Consider the following 20010-nt stretch of genomic DNA (forward strand, 5'->3'; position numbering starts at 1 on the left):
GGCCCGCCCGCCCGGGTTGTCAGTGCGGCCCGTTACGTTCCTCCCATCGCAGACCGATCAGCTGGGAGGAGCGCGGCCGTGGCATGGGTTCAAGCGGGGGTGGGCGGCTATGAAGTCGCGCTGGACGACGACGGGAAGGTGATCTGCCGCAACGCGGCGGGGCGCCTGCTGAAGACCGTCCCGGCGAAACTGGCCGACGACCCGGCGGTCGCCGGGCTCCACCGGCTCACCGAGTGGCTGAGCGCGCACCGCCGACGCTGCCTGGAGGACGTCGAGCGGTGGATGGTCCGCTCGCTGCCGGTGCCCGCCGCCGTCATCACCGCGGTCTGGGCCGACGAGGCCTGGCAGGACGTCCTGCGCGACCTGGTGGTCACGGGGGAGGACGGCGCCGTCGCCGGGTTCCTGCGCGGCGCCGACGCCGAGCGCGGCCTCGGCCTGGTCGACCTGGACGGCGACACCGTCCGCCTCACCGCCGCGGCGGTCCGCATCCCGCACCCGGTCCTCCTCGAAGACCTCGACGAGCTGCGGGAGTTCGCCGTCGAGCTCGGCGTCTCCCAGCAGGTCCAGCAGCTCTACCGCGAGGTGTGGCACCGCCCGGCCGGCCAGGACGCCACCGCCACCGACGTCGACACCTACGCCGGCGGACGCTACAAGGCGCTGCGCGAGCTGCTCGGCCGCTGCGCCCGGCTCGGCTACCGGGTGCGCGGCGGCTACGCCGTCGTCCCGGTCGTCGAGGCCGGCGTCACGGTGGAGGCCAGGCTCTGGGTCGGCGACTACTACGAGTACGACGAGTGCGAGACCGGCTCACTCAGCTGGACCGGCCCCGACGGCAAGGTGCTTGCCGTCGGCGAGGTCGGGCCGGTGGCGTGGTCCGAGGGCATGCGGATGGCAGCCGGGCTGTACGCCGGGCGCACGACCGAAGAGGAGGAGTCGGCATGAGCACCGACCACAACGAGAAGCTGCTCGACGCCGGAGCGGTGCTCCCGGCCGGCACCCTGGCCGGCGCGGGCCGGCCCGACAGCGCGGCGGACGTCCTCACCGCCCGCAGCTACGCGCACGCCGCCCTCGGCGAGCGGCGCGTCGTCCGGCTCGTCCCCGGCGCGCTCGGCCCCGCCGAGGACCTCGCCGCCGAGTTCCTGGGCCTCGCCCCCGCGGCCGATCCCGTCGAGGTCGGCCAGGTCCGCCAGGAGGCCCTGGGCTTCCCCGCCTGGGCCCTGGTGCACGACCCGGCCAACGGCCACCACGCGCTCGCCCTGGTCAAGGAGATGGAGCGGCTCGCCCGGCAGGTCAAGTCCAAGCCCGGCAACGCCAAGGACGGCTTCGAGGCGCTGGCCGTCCGGCTCGGCCGCGCCGTCCCGCAGTTCCTGCCGACGTACTGCGAGGAGGTCGGCCGGATCTTCCTGGAGCACGGCAACCAGACCTACGCCGGCACCTTCTTCGGCAAGGCCCGCGAGGCCGAGCGCACCCACGGCCTGGAGATCGACGAGGAGCGGCTGCGCGCCGTCTTCCTGGAGTTCGCGCTGGCCGGCGCCCTCACCGTCAAGGCCCTGCGCCAGTACGTCAAGGAACTGGCCGCCCGGCTCGACCCGCTGACCGCCTGGCAGCGCTTCCGCCAGCTCTGCGCGGAGCGCTCGGCCGCCGGCATGGCCCCGTACGCCGGCGTCGCCGAGGACGCCCGCGCGCTGATCAGGGCGGCCGGCCTGGACCGCGCCGAGCACGAGCAGGCGCTGCTCGCCGAACTGCTCGCCTCACCGGCCGTCGGCCGCGCCCCCGGCGCGTTCTGGAAGTCCTGGCACGGTGCGCTGATCGAGCTCGCCCGGCGCGACGAAGCCGTCCGCGCCCGGCTGCTGGAGATCCTGCCCACCTCCGACGACAAGGGCGACGGCGACCGCGCCTGGCTCGCCGTCCTCGCCGAGAGCGGCGCCGAGCTGCTGCTCACCGGCCCCCGGCCCGACGGCGCCGAGCCGGCCGCCGCCTGGCTGCGCCGCTGGTCCGCCCACCTCGGGCGCGGCTGGCGCAGCCGCCCCGCCTGCGACGCCACCACCGCCCTCGCCGGCCGGATGGCCGAGCGGCTGCGCGCCGACGACGTGCCCGTCGACATCCTCTCCGACAACCGCCGCCGCAGTGCGACCGAACTCAACCTGCTGGACCTCCTGCTGGCCGAACGGGTGCCCGTCGCCGACCCGCCCGAGAGCCTCACCCTCGACCTGCCCACCTGGATGAAGAGCGGCGGCCCCGGCCGCCGCGACCTCGCCGCCGTCGCCGCCGACCCCCGGCTGCGCCCGCTGCTCAAGGCCGCCACCCCGCGCGTGTGGACACCGGCCGAGGACACCGAGGCCGGCCGGATCCTCGCCGGCGCGCCCGTCCTGCGCGAGCTGTTCACCGAATGGGCCGACGACCGCGCCGACGAACTCCTCGCCGCCCGCGGCCTGGCCGGCGCCCACAACCTGCTCCAGGCCCTGCGCCCGCACCGCACCGCCGTGATGGCCGCCAACCCGCGCGCCGCCGAGCGGATCGCCGGGCTCGACGTCGCCGCCCTGCTCGGCCGCGCCCTGCGGGCCGGCATCGCCGACGAACTCGGCTGGCCCGCGCTCGACGAGGGCCTGCGCCGGCTCGGCGTCGAGGAGAGCGCCACCCCCGGCGTGCCCAGGGGCAAGGCCGCCCCCGACGACCTGCTGATCGAGGACGCCTGGCCCGGCCTGATCCTGCACCGCGGGAACAAGGCCGTCGTCGTCGGCCCGCAGGGCATCCTGCTGGAGCACGACCTGCGCGTCCCCGACAAGCTCGACCACTGGCAGCGGGTGCGGCTGCGCCACGTCGACGGCGAACTGCTGGTCGTCTGGTACCACGACGGCAAGCAGCGCGCCTACTGGTCAAGCCGGCCCGCCGAGGTCTTCCACCTCGAAGGCGAATGGATCTCCGGCTACTACAGCAGCAACGGCGACGTCGCCCCCGCCTCCGTCCCGCTGCCCGGCGGCGGCCGGGCCACCGGCGCCCGCGCCCTGCACCCGGGCGACACCCGACTCCCGGTCGAGCGACGGGTGTTCAGCGACGGCACCGGGTACTGGACGGTCCGGCACAGCGCGGGACGCGCCGTCCTCACCGAGTACGACCCGGCTGGCGGCGCCACCGGCCGGGACTCCGTCCCGCCGCTGTTCGCGGCCTCCGAGGCCGCCGGCGAACTCCAGCCCGGCCGCTCCCGGCTGCTGCCGCTCCAGCCCGGACTGGAGGCCACCCCGCTCGGCACCGACGGCCGCGTCCTCGGCGGCTGGGTCCGCAGCACGGCCGGCACGGTCACCACCACCGGCCCCGACGGCCGCACCGCCGGCCTGGCCCGCCCGGGCCAGGAGATCAGCAGGCACCCCGTCGGCCGGCTGGAACTGCCCGCCGACGGCACGCCGCTGCTCGTCCAGGAGCCGAACGGCGACCTCTCACTCAGCCTTCCCGCCGCCGCCGGCACCCCGGCGGACATGCTCGGCGAACTCAAGCCGTGCCGCCCCGGTGGCCCGGCCGCCGCCGGCACCGCCCTCGTCCCGCCGCAGGACCACTGGCACGCGCTGCGCCCCCGGGACGAACAGGCCTCCAAGGTGCTGCGCACCGTCACCGACGCCCAGGCCGCCGAACTCATCGACGCCGCCTGGCCGGTGGACGCCGAGCCGCCCGTCGAGGCCGACCGGCGCTGGCTCACCGCGCAGGGCGTGCGACGCCTGCTCGCCACCAGCAAGGAGGCCAAGGCGCCCATACCCGTCCCGGCCGTCACCACCGCGGTGCTGCCCGAGATCGGCCACCCGCTGATCGCGGCCGGCGTGGCCGGCCTCGCCCGGACGGCCGCCGACCTCCTCGACCGGGCCGCCCGCTTCGTCCCGCAGCCCGAGGCCGACCCGGCCACCCGGCCCGGGCGCGCGCCCGCCACCGCCCCGTACCGCCCGCAGCACGGCCGCGACCACGAACTGCGCGACGCCGTCGGCGCCGTCCTGCCCGGCGCCGCGGGTCTCGGCAACTCCTGGGAGAGCACGGACTCCTGGCACCTGCTGGCCAACCTGCGGACGGTCGCCGCCCTGCTCGCCGCCCCGCCGGCGGCCGGCCCGGGCGACACCTGGACCACCGACCCCGAGCCGCTGCCCCTGCACGGCGACACCCACTACGGCTGGGTCCACCTCCTCGGCCGCCTCGGCCCGCTCGCCCTCGGCGCGGCCGGCCCCCTCGCCGCACCGCAGACCCGCGCCACCCTCGCCCTGCTGCTCGACGAGCTGAACGGCCTCGCCGCCCTGGCGGGCACCGTACGCGAGGTCGTCCTCACCGAGGCCCTCGACCCCGCCCGTAAGCGGGACGAGCACGCCAAGCGGGCCGGGCAGGTGCTGCGGCTCGGCGGCCGCAGCGTGGTCGTCCTGACCCGCACCCGGATCGTCGACGAACAGGTGCACTGGCTCGCCCTGGACCACGACCCGGCCGCCGCCTTCGGGCCGGTCGCCGGCTTCGGCATCCACCACGAACGGCGGATCGAGGAGCGGCTGCCGGCCGGCTGGACGAGCCGGTACACCCCGCTGCTGCGCGAACACGGCGCCTACCCCTGGCAGCCCGAGGCGGCCGCCGCCCTCGGCGAGGCCACCGGCATCGGCTCGACCCGCGCCGCCCTGCTGCTCAGCGCGCCGCCCGGGCTCTTCCGCTACGGCTCCTTCCTGGACGCCGCCGGGCTCAAGGAGTTCGGCCTGAAGCCGGCCGAGGCCGGTGCGGCCCGGGACTGGCTGCGGTCCATCGCCAACGAGGACGTGCTCGCGCTCTGGCGGGCACTGCTGCCGGCCGACCCCGCGGACCTCTGGGCCCACGGCCCGGCGGCCGGCGCCGGCGCCGAACTGTGGCTGGCCAGGATCGGACGGATCGTCACCCTGCCGGAGGCCGCGCAGGCCACCGTCAACGGCGTCGGCATCCAGCACGTCGAGGCGGTGCTCAACCCGGCCCGCACCGGCTGGCTCACCCGCACCACCCGGCAGCGGGTGCGCACCGTCGAGGGCAGCACCGAGAAGCAGCTCACCGCCGACGACCCGAGCGCCGTCCCCGGTGCCTACGACCTCCCCGGCGCGGTCAACGCGCTGCGCTGGCTCGCCTACCACCTGCCGTACGGGGACGCGCTCCGCCCGCTGCTCCCGCCCGCCCTGGCGGCGCTCCGCACCCGCCTCGCCGACCCCGGCCTGCTGCTGTACCACGGCTCCTACACCGTCAGGAGCGAGCCGCTCGGCCCGATCCTGCGCGCCCGCGCCGGCCTGCCCGAGCAGGGCGGCGCCGACGGCGACGGCCTGGTGCCCTGCGGGGACGCGCTGGTCCTCGCCCCCGAACGCGAGCAGGAGGCCGCGTTCCTCCGCCCGGCCGAGCTGACCGGCGCGGACGACCCGCTGCTCGACCTGCTCGCCGACCTCTCCAACGGCCCCTGGTCGCGCGGTGGCGTGCCCGCCCTGCGGGCCGTCCTCGGCGACGATCTGCGGCGACTGGCCACCGACGAAGGCCCCGGGGGGCCCGGCTGGGCCCAGGACCCGCAGCTCAGCGTGCCCGCCCTGGTCACCGAGGTCGCCCGGGCCCACGACCTCGGCGAGGACGCCGCCGCGCTCTACCTGCAACTCCTCGCCCTGCCGGACCCGACCGACCGCAACGTCGCCCGCTGGACGGGCTGGAAGCCCGCCCGGCTGAAGCAGGCCCGCACCGAACTCGCCGCCACCGCCCTGGTGCTGGAGGCCAAGCGGGCCAGGGCCGGCCGCAGCCTGTTCCTGCCCGGCGGCTGGCAGGAGGCGAAGTCCCCCGGCCTGCCCGTGGAGACCTGGAAGGCCGGCCTGTACGAGCTTGCCACCCACCACGCGATCCTGCCGCACCTGCCCGCGCCCGAACTCTTCGCCCGTGCCTGGCAGCGCGTCGGCGAGGGCGACGGCCCCGGCTACGAAGAACTCCGCACCGGCAAGACCAGGAAGGCCCGTCGATGAGCACCGCCACCCACACTTCCCCGCGCCAGATCACCCTGCCCGAGGAGAAGTACGCCGCCGAGCTGGAGTTCCTCGCCGCCCACGACGGCGGCCCCCGCCCGCCCGGCTGGCGGCTCACCCCGCGCGCCGTCGTCACCTTCGTGATGGGCAGCGACGGCGAGAAGCTCAAGGCCGGGCGCCGCAGCCTGGCGATCGAGCAGAAGTTCGTCGGCGACCGCTCGCTCGTCGAGCGCTGCGTCGTCACCCTCGCCGGGGAGCGCGGCCTGCTGCTCGTCGGCGAGCCCGGCACCGCCAAGTCGATGCTCTCCGAACTGCTCGCCGCCGCCGTCTGCGGCACCAGCGCGCTGACCGTCCAGGGCACCGCGGGCACCACCGAGGACCAGCTCAAGTACGGCTGGAACTACGCCCTGCTGCTCGCCAAGGGCCCCAGCCGCGAGGCCCTGGTGCCGTCGCCCGTGCTCACCGCCATGACCGGCGGCGCGGTCGCCCGGGTGGAGGAGGTCACCCGCTGCCTGCCCGAGGTGCAGGACGCCCTGGTCTCGCTGCTCTCCGAGCGCCGGATCGCCGTCCCCGAGCTGGCCGGCACCCCGGACGGGCAACTGCACGCCGCCCCCGGCTTCACCCTGATCGCCACCGCCAACCTGCGGGACAAGGGCGTCTCCGAGATGTCCGCCGCGCTCAAGCGCCGGTTCAACTTCGAGACGGTCGGCCCGATCGGCAGCCTTGCGGCGGAGGTCGACCTGGTGCGCCGCCAGTCCACCGCCGCCGTGGCCCGGGCCGGTGCCGCCTACGCGGTGGACGACGCCGTGCTGGAGGCCCTGGTCACCGCCTTCCGCGACCTGCGCACCGGCCGCTCCACCGAGGGCTGGGACGTCGAGCGCCCGTCCACCGTGATGAGCACCGCCGAGGCCGTCTCGGTGGCCACCGCGCTGGGCGTCGCCGCCGCCTACCTGCCCGGCGACGGCGACCTGCTCGCCGGGCTGCCCGGCCAGCTGATCGGCGTGGTCCGCAAGGACGACCCCGCGGACGCCGCCCGCCTGCTCGGCTACTGGGACGGCCCCGTCCGACGCCGGGCCGAGCAGGGCGCCGCCACCTGGCGCACCCTGTGGGACCTGCGCCCCGCACTGGAGGGCTGACCGGATGGGCACCGCAGCAATCACCACCGAGGAAGTGACCGGCTCGCGGCACGGCGTCGCCGCCGAGGCCGACCGGCTGGCCGCCGCCGGCACCGACCGCCCCGGCCCCTACCTGATCGGCGTCCGGCACCACGCGCCGTCGATCGCCGCCGCGGTGCCCGCCCTGCTCGACGCGGTGAAACCGGAGGTGCTGCTCGTCGAGCTGCCCGCCGAGTTCCAGCCCTGGCTGGCCTGGCTCGCCGACGAGGGCACCCGTGCGCCCGTCGCCCTGGCCGCCGCACCGGCGGCGGCCGGTGACGGCGGCGGCGCGGGCCCCGCGTTCTACCCGTTCGCCGACTTCTCGCCCGAGCTGGCCGCCCTGCGCTGGGCGGCCCGCAACGGCGTCGAGGCCGTCGCCTGCGACCTCCCGCTCGCCCGGCGCGGCGAGCACGGCCGGGCCGGCGCCGCCACCGGGCGGCCCGGCGTGGCCGACACGCTGCGCGCCCGGCTCACCGGCCGCGAGGACGAGGACCTCTGGGACCGGCTGGTCGAGACCGCCGCACCCGGATCAACCCCCGAAGCCGTCCGGCGCGCCGCCCTGCTGGTCGGCTGGGCCCTGCGCCGCGACGCCGCCGAAGGCTCCGGCGTGGACCCGTACGACCTGCGCCGGGAGGCCTGGATGCGGGCCCGGATCGCCGAGGCCGCCACCGGCGGGCGCCGGGTGGCCGCCGTGATCGGTGCCTTCCACGCCCCCGCCCTGCTCGACCACGTCCCGGCCCCGGCCGACCCGCCGGACGAGCCCGGCGGAGCGGCGCCGGAGGAGGACGGCGGGCACGTCGTCTCACTGATCCCCTACACCTACCCGCTGCTCGACGCCCGCTCCGGCTACCCGGCGGGCATCCGCGACCCCGAGTGGCAGCACACCGTCCTCGAAACCGGCGGCGACCCGGCCCGCCTCGCCGACGCCCTGATCCGCACCGCCGTCCGGATCTGCGAGGCCCTGCGCGCCCAGGACCACCCCGCCGGCCCCGCCGACGCCCGCGAGATCGTCCGCCTGGCCGGCGACCTCGCCCGGCTGCGCGGCCTGCCCGGCCCCGGCCGCGGCGAACTCGTCGAGGCCGTCCAGAGCGTCCTCGCCCAGGGCGAGCCGCTCGGCCGCGGCCGGGCCGTCGCCCGCGCCCTGGAACAGGTCCTCGTCGGCACCCGCACCGGCCGCGCCACCCCCGCCGCCCCGCGCAGCGGGCTCGGCCCCGCCGTCGAGGCCCTGCTCGCCGGCCTCGGCCTGCCCGGCCCCGCCGACAGCGCCGAGCCCGCCCCGCGCGAGCTGCGCCTCGACCCGCTGCGCTCCACCCTCGACCGCCGCCGCGAACTCCTGCTGCGCCGGCTGGAGGCCTGCGGCGTCCCCTACGGCGAGAGCGTCGCCACCGCCGGAGCCGGCGGGACGCAGGCCCTCGGCACCCGCTGGCGCGTGCAGTGGACCCCGGCCGTCGCCGCCCTGCTCACCGTCGCCGGGATGCGCGGCGTCACCCCCGCCCAGGCCGCCGAGGGCGCGCTCCGCGAACGGCTGCGCCGGGAGGGCCAGGGGGACGGGACGACCGCCCGCCAGGCCGTCCAGGGCCTCGCCGACGCGGCCGGCTGCGCCCTGCACGCGCTGACCGACACCCGGCTGGCACAGCTCGCCGAACTGCTGCCCGCCGCCGCCACCCTGCCCGAACTCCTCGACGCCCTCGGTCTGCTGGACCGCCTCGCGGCCGGGCACGTCGCGGGCCTCGAACCCAGCACGGAGCGGACGGAGGCGATCGCGGCCACCGCCGAACTGCTGACCGTCGCCGCCGTCCGCCAGCTGGAGGGGCTCGGCGGCTCCGACGACCCGGCCGACGCCCGCGCCCTGCTCGAACTGGCCCGCCGCGCCGACGACTCCGGCGGCATCCGGCTCGGCCACACGCTGGCCCGGCTCGCCGCGGAAGGCACCCCGCTGGTCAGGGGAGCCGCCGGAGCCGTCCGCGTCCTGCTCGGCCAGGACACCCCGGCCGCCTTCGGCGACCGCGCGGCATCCTGGCTGGACGGCGCCACCGGCCCCGAGAGCAGGCGCGCCCTGTCCCGCGCCCTCACCGGCCTGCTGAGCGCCGCCGAAGGGCTGCTCGCCACCGCACCCGCCGTCCTCGAACCGCTGCTGGAACGCGTCACCGCCCTGCCCGACACCGCCTTCCTCGACCGCCTGCCCGCCCTGCGCGGCGGCTTCGACACCCTCAGCCCCGCCGCCCGGGACCGCCTGCTCGCGCTCGTCGAGGAACGCCTCGGCACCCGCGTCGACACCCTGCCCGAAGCCCTCGACCCGGCACTGCTCGCCGCCTGGACCCGGGCCGACCTGGCCGCCCGCGAAGCCCTGCGACAGCGCGGCCTGCTCCTCGCCCCGGGCCCCCCGGCCGCCGGACCGGACGCCGGACCGGACGCCCCCGGCGCCGTTCCCGCAGCCCCCGCCGCCGCTGCCGTGCCCGCACCCCCGCCCGTGCCCGCACCCCCGCCCGTGCCCGCACCCCCGCCCGTGTCCGCACCCGCACCCGCGTCCGACTCTGCCCTGTCAGCGGCCGACCGCTGGCGGCTGCTGCTCGGCCGCCCCGGCAGCGGCGGCCTGAGCGGCCGCTCCGCGCGGCTGGCCACCGCCCTCGACGAGCTGTACGGCACCGGCCGCGGCGAGGGCTCCGGCCCCGGCACCGGCGGCCGGGGCGCCGGGCGCGAAGCCCCCTACCCGGGCGTGCGCGAGTGGTCGGACGAACTGGCCGTGCTGTTCGGCCCCGGCATCCGCGAGGAGGTGCTGGCCGCCGCCGTCGAACACGGGCGCAGCGACGCCCTGGACGCGATCGACCCCGGCGCCGTCCGCCCGTCCGTCGACCTGTTGCGCACCGTCCTCGACCACGCCGGCGGCCTGCCCGAGGCCCGGCTCGCCGCCCTGCGCCCGCTGGTGAAACGCCTGGTCGAGGAGCTGACCCGCCAGCTGGCCACCAAACTGCGCCCGGCCCTCACCGGGATCAGCACGCCCCGCCCGAGCAGCCGCCCCGGCGGCGGACTCGACCTGCACCGCACCATCCGCGCCAACCTCGCCACCGCCCGCCCCGGCCCGGACGGCGGCACGCTGATCGTCCCCGAGCGGCCGGTGTTCCGGACCCGGGCCCGCAAGGCCGCCGACTGGCGGCTGATCCTGGTCGTCGACGTCTCCGGCTCGATGGAGGCCTCCACCGTCTGGGCCGCACTGACCGCCTCGATCCTGGCCGGGGTGCCCTCGCTCAGCACCCACTTCGTCGCCTTCTCGACCGAGATCGTCGACCTGACCGACCGGGTGGACGACCCGCTCGGACTGCTGCTGGAGGTCCGCGTCGGCGGCGGCACGCACATCGCGGCCGGCCTGCGCTACGCGCAGTCGCTGGTGACCGTGCCGTCCCGCACGCTCGTCGCCGTGATCAGCGACTTCGAGGAGGGCTACCCGCTCGGCGGCCTGCTGGCGCAGACCCGGGCGCTGGCCGGCTCCGGCTGCCACCTGCTCGGCTGCGCGGCACTCGACGACGCCGGGCAGGCCCGCTACTCGAAGGCGGTGGCCGGCCAACTGGTCGCCGCCGGTATGCCCGTGGCGGCCCTGAGCCCGCTGGAGCTGGCCCGCTGGGTCGGGGAGAAGGTCCGATGACGGAGCACCAGGCACCGGCCCTGCCCGCGGTACGGCCGGAGGTCGTCGCGGAGGTGGTGGCCGCACTGTCGCCGCGCCTGCAGAAGCGCCTCGACGGCGCCGCCGCCAAGCTGGCGGGCCGTCCGCTGAACAGCGACGGCGACGACTGGACGATCGAGGTCGACGAGGACGTCCGGCTCACCCTGCACGCCCCCGGCGGCGTCGTCCGCACGGCCGCCGGGATCGTCTGCGGCTGCCTGCTGGCCCCCGCCTGCCTGCACCGCGCGGCGGCCGCCACCGCGATGCCGCTCGACACCGGCGCAATGGCCGAATCCGCGGCCGAATCCGCGGCCGGGTCCGTGTCCGGGCCCGAGGCGCAGCCCGCGCCGGAGCCGGCCGGGGTGGCCGTCACCCCGCTGAGCGCCGACGAGCGCGCCGCCGCCGAGCGGCTGCACCACTGCGCGTCCGCCGTGCTGGCGGCCGGCGTCGGCGGGGCGGGCGCCGTCCTCCAGGCGGAGCTGCTGCGCGCCGCGCACCAGGCCCGGCTCAGCGGCCTGCACCGGCCCGCCGCCGGCGCCGTCGCCGTGGTCACCCGGCTGCGCGCCGCGCGCTCCGGCGAGCCCGACCACCGTCTCGCCGAGCTGGCCGCGGCGCTGCGCGACCTGCTCGCCCTCGTCACCGCCCTGTGCGTCCCGGCCACGGCCGACCACGCCCTCGGCGAGCTGCGCGGCACCGCCCGCCAGACGTACGAGGACGTCGGCGGACTGCGCCTGTACGGGCTGTTCGCCGAACCGGTGCTGACCGCGACCCATGCGGGCGTCCTCACCTGGGCCGTGGACGCCACCGGCCGGCTCAGCACCGTCGCGGAGATCACCCCGCACACCGACCCGGCCACCGCGGCCCCGCAGTCCCTCGCCGCCGCCAACCGCGCGGTGCGGCTCGGCGACACGATGCTCAGCCACCGCGAGCTGACCCGGGCCGGCCTCTCCGTCCAGGGCGCGACCCGCTCCGCCGGCGGGCGGCTCGGCGCGGGGGCGAAGGTCCACGCCGTCCGGGCCGCCGGAGCCTCCTGGACGGCGGAGCCCGCCGCACGGCTCTGGGCGGAGCCCGTCGCCGGGCAGGTCGCCCGTGCGCTGGCCTGGGCCGAGCTGCCGTACGACAGCCGCCCGGCGGGAGGCGACCTGCTGTTCCTGGACGTCACCCTGCTCGGGGCCGGCTGGCCCGAGGACGCGGCCGCCCCGCAGGTGCGGGCCGACTGCGACGGCCTGCCGCTCGCCCTGCTGCCCGCCCACGACCACCCGGACCTCGCGCACCGCGCCAACCTCGCGCTGCTCGCCGGGCACCCCGGCCTGCGGCTGCGGGTGATCGGCCGGCTGGACCGCTCCTCCCGCGCGCGGCTGCGCCTGCTGGCCGTCGGCACCGCCACCGACGAGCCCTCGGCCACGCTGGCCCTGGCGGCCGACCGGGCCGGCCGGGTCAGCCTCGGCCTGGAACGCCTGCAACGGGCCGACCTGCCCCCGGCGTCCCTCGTTTCCGACCCCGGGCCTGCGCCGGCCGAAGCCCCCGCCTTCGATCCCCCCGCCTTCGAAGCCCCTGTGCACCTGCTCACCCGCCGGGTCGAACAGGCCGTCACCGGCGGCCGCCGCGCCCTCGCCCTCACCACGCCGGACGCCGCCGCGCAGGACCGCCGCCGACTGGCCGCCGCGGGTCTCGCCACCGCGGCCCTGCTGCTGGCCGGACTGCGGGCGACGGCCACCGACCAGCAGCGGGACGTCTTCGGGCGGGTCCTCGCCGACGACCACCGGGCCTTCACGGACGCCTGGCTGGCCGCCGCCTGCTACGGGGAGGAGCTGGCCGCCGCGCTGTGCACCGCCGCCTGGTCGCGGCCGGACACCGGCTGACCGGGCCGACCGGGTCCGTCGCGCCCCCGGCGGGGCCGGCGTCACGGGACGAGCACGAGCTTTCCCGTGACGCCGCCCTCCGCCGCCGTCCGGTGCGCCTGAGCGGCGTCCGCCAGCGGCAGGGTCAGCCCGACGTTCACCCGCAGCAGCCCGGCCTCGACCAGTCCGCGCAGCGCCGCCAGGTCCGGTTCGGACGGGCGCACCGACATCACCTCGAACCGGACACCCAGCTGCTGCGCCTCCTCCGGCGTCAGCCCGGGGTTGTGGCCCATCGCGCTGACGATCAGTCCGCCGGGCCGCAGCACGGCCGCCGACCGGCGAGCGTACTCGCCGCCGACCAGGTCGAACACCACGTCCACGTCCCGGACGGCGGTGTCGAAGGCGGTCAGGGTGTGGTCGATCAGCTCGTCCGCGCCCAGCGCCTTCAGGAGGGCGTGCTTCTCGCCGCGCGCCGTCCCGATGACGTACGCGCCGCGGGCCTTCGCGATCTGGACGGCCAGGTGGCCGACACCGCCCGACGCCGCGTGGACCAGCACCCGCCGGCCCGGCCCGACCTGCGCGATGCCCACCAGCGCCTGGTAGGCGGTCAGCCCGGACAGCGGGAGCGCCCCGGCCTCGGTCACCGGCAGCACCCCGGGCCGGAGCTCGAACTGCGCGGCGGGCGCGGCCAGGTACTCCGCGTAGGCGTTGCCGGCCTGCGGGAAGCCGGGCATTCCGAACACCTCGTCCCCGGCCGCGAACCTGGTGACGCCGGCGCCGACCTCCTCGACCGTGCCGGCCGCGTCCCACCCGAGCGAGAACGGCGGCTCGCCCAGCAGCGGGAAGTGCCCGGCCCGGACGGCCAGGTCGACCGGGTTCAGGCCGGCCGCCCGCACCCTGACCAGGATCTCGCCCGGGCCGGGCACCGGCCGGGCGGTGACCGTCCGCTCCAGCACCTCGGGGCCGCCGAGGGCCCGCTGCGTGATCGCGTACATCTGCTGCTCCGACGCCCGATCCTGCTTCTGGTCCTGCTTCGACATGGGACGACTCCTCCTGCTGGGGGTGGTGACCGGCTGTGGTCACCATCCTCCGGGAGGCGGTATCCCTTGTGAAGAAGGCACCTTGAAGGTATATAGGTACCTTATGGATACTGCTTCTGAGCTGGCCGGACTCCGAGTCGCCGACGTCTACCTGCGCGACTGCGCGTCACGCTCCGTACTGCAGCTGCTCGCCAACAAGTGGACCTTCCTGGTGCTCGGAGCCCTCGGCGACGGCCCGCTGCGCTTCGGCGTGCTGCTCCGGCGGGCGGACGGCATCACCCAGAAGAGCCTCACCCAGACCGTGCGCGGCCTCGAACGCGACGGCCTGCTCTCCCGGACGGTCTACCCGACCATCCCGCCACGCGTCGAGTACGCCCTCACCGACCTCGGACGCAGCGTCAGCGGCCTGATCGGGCAGATCCACCTCTGGGCGGAGGAGAACCTTCCGACGGTCGTCGCGGCCCGGGAGGAGTACGACGAGCAGGCGGCCCAGGCGCCCCAGCCGGTCGGCGGCTGACCGCGAGCGCCGCGAGCGACGCGACCGGGTGGCCCGGCGCCCCTGATCCGGCGTCACCGGGGCCTATCGGGTGAACCGGCGGTGACCAGGTGCGGCCCGCGCCCGGCGGCCGCCCGGCCGGGTGGTACGGATGGGGCCGGAGGAAGCCCACCGTCCCCCAGGAGTGGCCCGGCATGCAGTGGTTCGCGGCGCCCGAGTACTGGCTGGGCAGGCTGCTCGTCCAGCGGATGGTGGCCGCCGTCTACCTGATCGGCTTCCTCGCCGCCGCCCGCCAGTTCCGCGCCCTCATCGGCGAGCACGGGATGCTGCCCGTCCCGAGATTCGTCGCCCAGGTGCCGTTCCGCCAGGCCCCCGGCCTGTTCCAGCTCCGCTACTCGGACCGCCTGTTCGCCGCCGTGGCCTGGACGGGCTGCGCCCTCGCCGCCGCCGTGCTGGCCGGGGTCGGCGACCTCGTGCCGCTGTGGGCGGCGCTGCTCCTCTGGGCGGCCCTCTGGGTGCTCTACCTGTCGATCGTCAACGTGGGCCAGACCTGGTACTCCTTCGGATGGGAGTCCCTGCTGCTGGAGGCCGGCTTCCTGGTGGCCTTCCTCGGCAACGACGACGTGGCGCCGCCCGTCCTCACCCTGTGGCTGCTGCGCTGGCTGGTGTTCCGGGTCGAGTTCGGCGCGGGGCTGATCAAACTGCGCGGCGACAGCTGCTGGCGCGACCTGACCTGCCTGCGCTACCACCACGAGACCCAGCCGATGCCCGGCCCGCTGAGCTGGTTCTTCCACCACCTGCCCGCCCCGCTGCACCGCGTCGAGGCGGCGGCCAACCACGTGACCCAACTCCTGGTACCGGTCTGTCTCCTCCTGCCCCAGCCGGCCGCCGTCGCGGCGGCCGGCGTGATCGTGGTCACCCAGCTCTGGCTGGTGGCATCCGGCAACTTCGCCTGGCTGAACTGGCTCACCATCGCCCTCGCCCTGTCCGCCCTGGACGCCGGCCGCCTCCCCGGCCCCTGGCCGCACACCCGCCCGTACGGGAGCACGCCCGGCTGGTTCGAGGCCCTGGTGATCGCCGTGACGGGACTTGTCGTGGTGCTCAGCTACTGGCCGGTGCGCAACATGGTGTCGCGCCGCCAGGTGATGAACCGCTCGTTCAACCGCATCCACCTGGTCAACACCTACGGCGCCTTCGGCAGCGTCAACCGGATCCGTCAGGAGGTCACCGTCGAGGGCACCGACGAGCCCGACGTCACCCCGCACACCGTCTGGAAGGAGTACGGATTCCGGGGCAAGCCCGGTGACGTGCGGCGGCTGCCGCGCCAGTTCGCCCCGTACCACCTGCGGCTCGACTGGCTGATGTGGTTCGCGGGCATCTCGCCCGAGTACGCCCGGCCGTGGTTCCTGCCGTTCGTCGCCCGGCTGCTGGCGAACGACCCGGACACGCTCCGGCTGCTGCGCACCAACCCCTTCCCGGACGCGCCGCCCACCCACGTCCGGGCCGTGCTGCACCTCTACCGGTTCACCGACCGGCGGGAACGACGGGAGACCGGGGCCTGGTGGCACCGTACGGAGCTCCGTGAGTACCTCGCGCCGACGAACCGCGACGACCTCCGGTGGATCGGCCACCGCCCGCCCCCGGGCCCCGCCGCACGCCCGCGCCGGGTGCGCCGGGTACCGCTCGGCCCGCTCGGCCCGCTCGGAGGACGAGGGCGGCCGTCGGCGGGCCGGCCGCCCCGGTGAGCTGACAAAGGGGCCGGTAGAGGGGTCTCGCGCGCCACTTCGACGCGGTCGGGCGGTGGGTGCGTGCAAGCCTCGAACGGGCACCCGTATTCTGGGCGTCCACACCGTCTGCCCGCCGCGGCCAACGCCCGACCCGCCGCAGCCGCGCACCGGTCGGCCGGCTCCTCCGCCGGCCCGCCAGTCCCCGCCGTAGTCGCCCTGCCAGGAACCGGACTTCACATGACAGTGCTTCACTCGACCAACGCCGACGTAGCCGACGTATCGAACCTGGACGAGGCCCCCGCCCAGGACGGCACCACCGAAACCGACCCCAGGGCGGACCTCGGCAGGTACGCCGAGCTCGGCGCCTTCACCCTCACCGCCGACACCCACGCCTGGTACGGCGCCGTCGACACCGTCGCCACCCCCGAGGACGCCCGCGCCGCCTCGACCGTCCTCGCGGAGCTGCGCGGCCGCGACCTCCAGCAGACCTGGCAGGCGGTCACCGACCTGGCCGGCGAAGCCGGTGTCGACGAGCCGGGCACCGTCGCCCGGGCAGCCCTCCTCGTCGAGCTGCTCCAGCGCGTGCACCGCACCTACGCCACCCTCGACGGCGCCGCCTACGACGCCGACCTCGACGCGCTCGCCGCCGCCACCGCCGGTGGCGCCTGGCGCAAGGAGCGCGGCGTCAAGCTCTCCTGGATCCGCGCCATGGGCCTGCGCAAGCAGGCCCAGACCCTCGCCGTCGCCCGCCGGCTGCGCCGCGACGAGCTGCACGAGGCGCTGGCCGCGGCCGAGGTCGAGCGCCGCACCTGGGCCGTCTTCGCGCCCGAGGGCACCCGCCCCGTCCCGCCCGCCGACGGCGAACTCGTCGACGCCACGGCCCAGGCCGTCGAGGCCATCAACGCCGGACTCGTCGAACTCGCTCGCCTGCTGCCCGGCCGCGACCTGGAGGCGCTGACCTTCCAGGAGCTCACCGACCTCGTCGAGCGCCTCGCCGACGACGAGGGCACCCTCTACCGACTGCCCACCCTGCGCACCCTGCGGGCAGGCCTGGAGGAGGCCGGCCTCACCGAGCTGCTCACCGAACTCGCCGACGCCCGCGCCGACCGCCGCGCAGCCGAAGCCGCCTACCAGCGCCACACCGGCGGCGCCGACGCGGCCCGCCAGGCGCTCGCCGGCGGCCAGCGCGACGGCCAGACCGAGGTGCAGACCGAGGCGCAGACCGAGGCGCAGACCGAGGTGCAGGACGACCAGCAGGTGGTCGAGCAGGCCGTCGAGCAGGACGTGACCGAGGACGTGGTCGAGGACATCACCGCGGCCGACGAGACGACCGTCGTCGAGACGGCGGCCGTGGAGGCCGAGGCCGTCGTCAGCATCCCGGCGCCCGTCACCGAGGACGAGAACCTGGCGGCTGCGGAGACTGCCGTCGAGCTCGAAGCCGAGGTTCCTGCCGAGCCCGAGGCCGAGACTGCCGTAGCCGAAGCCGAGCCTGTCGAGGCCGTAGCCGTAGCCGAAGCCGTCGCGCCGGTTGTCGAGCCGGAGCCCGTGGCCGCTGTCGAGCCCGAGGTTGTCGAGCCCGAGGCTGTTGTGGTCGAGGTTGCTGCGGTCGTCGAGCCCGCCGTCGTCGAGCCGGAGCCCGTGGCCGTCGTCGAGCCCGAGGTCGCTGCGGTCGTCGAGGTCGTCGAGCCTGCCGTCGTCGTGCCCGAGGTCGTTGCGGTCGAGGAGAAGGCAGCGCCTGCCCCGGTGGCCGCTGCGGCGCGCTCGCGGCGTCCGAAGAAGCCGGACTTCACGCCCGGCAAGCCCGTCGCCGCCTACAGCGCCGAGGAGCTGCTCGCCGTCGTCCGGTGGATCGACGCCGACTCGGTGAAGCGTACGGACGAGGAGCTTCTCCGTGCGGCGATGAAGGAGTTCGGCTTCGGCCGCCTCGGTCCCCGCATCAAGGAGGCCCTGGGCACCGCGATCGCGCAGGCGCGCGGCTGACCCGACCGCACACTCCGACGCGGCACCCTGCCGCACCCACGCGAAGAACCCGGCGGACACGTCCGCCGGGTTCTTCGCGTGCGGTGGGCTCCGTCAGCCGGCGTTCCAGGGGGCCCTGGAGATCAGGGCCTTCACGTTGGCGACGTAGCCGGGGTTCGGGATCTCCAGGCTGCCGGTCACCAGGTTGGTGGCCGGGTCGGTGACGGTGTTGTAGTGCACGTTGCCGGCCCCGGCGTTGTAGGCGGCGATCACCAGGTCGAGCAGTGGGGTCTTGCCGGCGGCATCGGGCCCCAGGTCGTACTTGCCGCCGAAGCTGGAGTCGCCGTAGTACGCGACCAGCCAGTCGAGCAGCTGGGTGCCGAGCTGGACGTTGCCGTCGAGCGTGTCGGGGTCGGACTTGGCGGAGAACTTGCCGTTCATCCAGGTGACGGTGGCCGGCATGACCTGCATGGTGCCGATGCCGCCGTCGCAGGCGAGGATGCCGGACTGCCAGCCGCTCTCCTGCCAGGCGATCGCCTTGACCAGGCTCGCGGGCAGCGGCGGCATCCTGTCCGTCCCGCCGTTGGACAGGAAGAGCACCCGGGACTGGCCCGCCGCCGCGGTCAGGGCGGCGCCGACCACGCTCTTCTCCTCGTTCGGGTGCGGGTAGCTCGGCTTGCAGCTGCTCTCCAGCGGCGGCGTGTGCGGCGTGGCGGGCGCGGGCGGCGGCGGGGCGACCGGGCCGGGCTTGGGTACCGGAACGGGCGCGGGGGCGGCGACCGGGGCCGCCGCGACGGGGGCGGCGACCGGCGGCTGGGCGGCCGGGGCCTGCGTCGTCGCCTTGGCGGTGGCGGACTTCGTCGGTGCGGCGGTGCTCTTCCTGGGCGACGGGCTCGCCGACGCGTGCGCCGAGGCGCTGGGCGAGGCACTCGCCGTCGGGCTCGGGCTGGGGCTCTCCGTCGGTACGGCCGGCGGTGCGGCGGTCGCCGTCGCCGAGGTGGTGACCGCCGCGGCGACCGGTTGACCACCGGCGTTGTCGTCCGCCGGCTTCTTGCCGCAGGACGTGAGCACTGCCGTCGACAGTGTCACCGCTGTGACCAGTACGACGGCCCGTTGCGCTGCCTTCACCCGCATCTGCAAATCCCCCCGTTGACGAACCATTGTCCGAAGAAGTGGTCATCCTACGACGCGGGGTCCGGCTGTTCGTGGTCAGGTGCCCGGCTCGCAGTGCCGGGCCCGCCGGGCGAGTTGGGCGCCCAGCAGGGCCGGCGCCTCGGCGAGTGACGGGCCGTACCAGGTCAGGTGCCGGCCGCTGACCAGGGCCACGGGCACACCGGGGAAGGCCTCCGGTCCGTCCTCGGCGGTGAAGCGGTACGGCTCGTCCGGCAGGACGACCAACTCGGGCCCGGACGCGTTCAGTTCGCCGATCGCCAGGGCCGGGTACCGCTCCGGGTGCGCGGCGTGCAGCGGTGGTGCGCCGAGCCTGCGCAGCAGGTCGCCGGCGAAGGTGTCCCGGCCGAGCACCATCCACGGGCGGCGCCAGACCGGTACCACCGCGCGCAGGGGCTGCCCCGGGGGCCGGACGCCGCGCCAGGCGGCCTCGGCCTCGTCCAGCCAGCCCGGCCGGGCCAGTCCGCACGCGCCGGTGAGCATCCGGTCCAGTGACGTCAACGCCTGTTCCAAGGTGCGGATTTCGGTGACCCAGACCGGCACGCCGGCCGCCCGCAGGGCGTCCAGGTCGGACAGCCGGTTCTCCTCCTCGTTGGCGAGCACGAGGTCGGGCGCCAGGGCGACGATCCGCCGGACGTCCGGGTTCTTGGTGCCGCCGACCCGCGCGACCGCCAGGCCGGCCGGGTGCGTGCACCAGTCGGTGGCGCCGACCAGCAGCCCGGGCGCCGTCACCGCCACCGCCTCGGTCAGCGAAGGGACGAGCGACACCACCCGCCGCACCGCGCCGATCCGCACACTCCGTCCGAGGTCGTCCGGGAGCGTGCGGGGGGCGTGCGGAGTGCGGGGCTGGGCCATCCGGTCAAGATAGCGGGGCACCGGACATCAGGCGGCGGAAACCGGGTCATTGAAATGCAGACAAGTAAGTTTGTATGGAAATAACCATGGTTTGACACTGTGCCGGTCGGTGCCCGCTAAATGTGGGCACCGACCGGCACA

General features: G+C 76.3%; 11 protein-coding genes. 8 read left to right on the forward strand and 3 right to left on the reverse strand.

Going from position 1 to position 20010, the window contains the following annotated elements; translation table 11 throughout:
* Positions 1 to 78: 78 nt before the first annotated feature.
* The 5 genes from ACFUK0_RS12500 to ACFUK0_RS12520 are packed head-to-tail and all read left to right on the forward strand — an operon-like array spanning position 79 to position 12643.
* Complete coding sequence (locus tag ACFUK0_RS12500) at positions 79 to 939, forward strand: DUF4132 domain-containing protein (RefSeq protein ID WP_380249071.1); 861 nt, start codon at positions 79 to 81, stop codon at positions 937 to 939.
* Positions 936 to 5969 carry a hypothetical protein gene (locus tag ACFUK0_RS12505; RefSeq protein WP_380249073.1) on the forward strand — a complete coding sequence of 1678 codons (5034 nt, stop codon included), beginning with the start codon at positions 936 to 938 and terminating at the stop codon, positions 5967 to 5969. Before ACFUK0_RS12500 ends, ACFUK0_RS12505 begins: the two co-directional genes overlap by 4 nt.
* On the forward strand, positions 5966 to 7105 hold the full coding sequence (locus ACFUK0_RS12510) for an AAA family ATPase (protein WP_380249075.1): 1140 nt from the start codon (positions 5966 to 5968) through the stop codon (positions 7103 to 7105). The genes ACFUK0_RS12505 and ACFUK0_RS12510 overlap by 4 nt, the downstream gene beginning before the upstream one ends.
* Positions 7106 to 7109: 4 nt before the next feature.
* Positions 7110 to 10763, forward strand: coding sequence for a DUF5682 family protein (locus ACFUK0_RS12515; protein ID WP_380249077.1), 3654 nt, complete (start codon positions 7110 to 7112; stop codon positions 10761 to 10763).
* Positions 10760 to 12643 carry a hypothetical protein gene (locus tag ACFUK0_RS12520; RefSeq protein WP_380249079.1) on the forward strand — a complete coding sequence of 628 codons (1884 nt, stop codon included), beginning with the start codon at positions 10760 to 10762 and terminating at the stop codon, positions 12641 to 12643. Before ACFUK0_RS12515 ends, ACFUK0_RS12520 begins: the two co-directional genes overlap by 4 nt.
* A gap of 41 nt (positions 12644 to 12684) precedes the next feature.
* Here ACFUK0_RS12520 and ACFUK0_RS12525 read toward each other — a convergent pair whose 3' ends face one another.
* Positions 12685 to 13662, reverse strand: a complete 978-nt coding sequence (locus ACFUK0_RS12525) for an NADP-dependent oxidoreductase (RefSeq protein WP_380249081.1) — start codon at positions 13660 to 13662, stop codon at positions 12685 to 12687.
* 103 nt (positions 13663 to 13765) lie between these two features.
* Between ACFUK0_RS12525 and ACFUK0_RS12530 the strand changes: the two genes are divergently transcribed.
* From ACFUK0_RS12530 to ACFUK0_RS12540, 3 genes are all read left to right on the forward strand, one after another.
* Positions 13766 to 14179 (forward strand): winged helix-turn-helix transcriptional regulator, encoded by a 414-nt coding sequence (locus ACFUK0_RS12530; RefSeq protein ID WP_380249083.1) that lies wholly within the window; start codon positions 13766 to 13768, stop codon positions 14177 to 14179.
* A gap of 173 nt (positions 14180 to 14352) precedes the next feature.
* A complete protein-coding gene (locus tag ACFUK0_RS12535; protein WP_380249085.1) occupies positions 14353 to 15903 on the forward strand; it encodes a lipase maturation factor family protein in 1551 nt (516 codons plus the stop codon).
* A 219-nt stretch (positions 15904 to 16122) separates the two neighbouring features.
* On the forward strand, positions 16123 to 17865 hold the full coding sequence (locus tag ACFUK0_RS12540) for a hypothetical protein (RefSeq protein ID WP_380249087.1): 1743 nt from the start codon (positions 16123 to 16125) through the stop codon (positions 17863 to 17865).
* Between the two features lie 93 nt (positions 17866 to 17958).
* Here the strand turns inward: ACFUK0_RS12540 and ACFUK0_RS12545 are convergent, their stop codons facing one another.
* Both ACFUK0_RS12545 and ACFUK0_RS12550 read right to left on the reverse strand, forming a co-directional pair.
* On the reverse strand, positions 17959 to 18978 hold the full coding sequence (locus tag ACFUK0_RS12545; protein WP_380249089.1) for a transglycosylase SLT domain-containing protein: 1020 nt from the start codon (positions 18976 to 18978) through the stop codon (positions 17959 to 17961).
* 75 nt (positions 18979 to 19053) lie between these two features.
* The gene (locus ACFUK0_RS12550; protein WP_380249091.1) at positions 19054 to 19869 is read right to left on the reverse strand and encodes a helical backbone metal receptor; all 816 of its coding nucleotides are present in this window, start codon (positions 19867 to 19869) and stop codon (positions 19054 to 19056) included.
* Positions 19870 to 20010 lie beyond the last annotated feature (141 nt).

The sequence above is a fragment of the Kitasatospora sp. NPDC057223 genome (assembly GCF_042669755.1).
In the GTDB taxonomy this organism is placed as follows: domain Bacteria; phylum Actinomycetota; class Actinomycetes; order Streptomycetales; family Streptomycetaceae; genus Kitasatospora.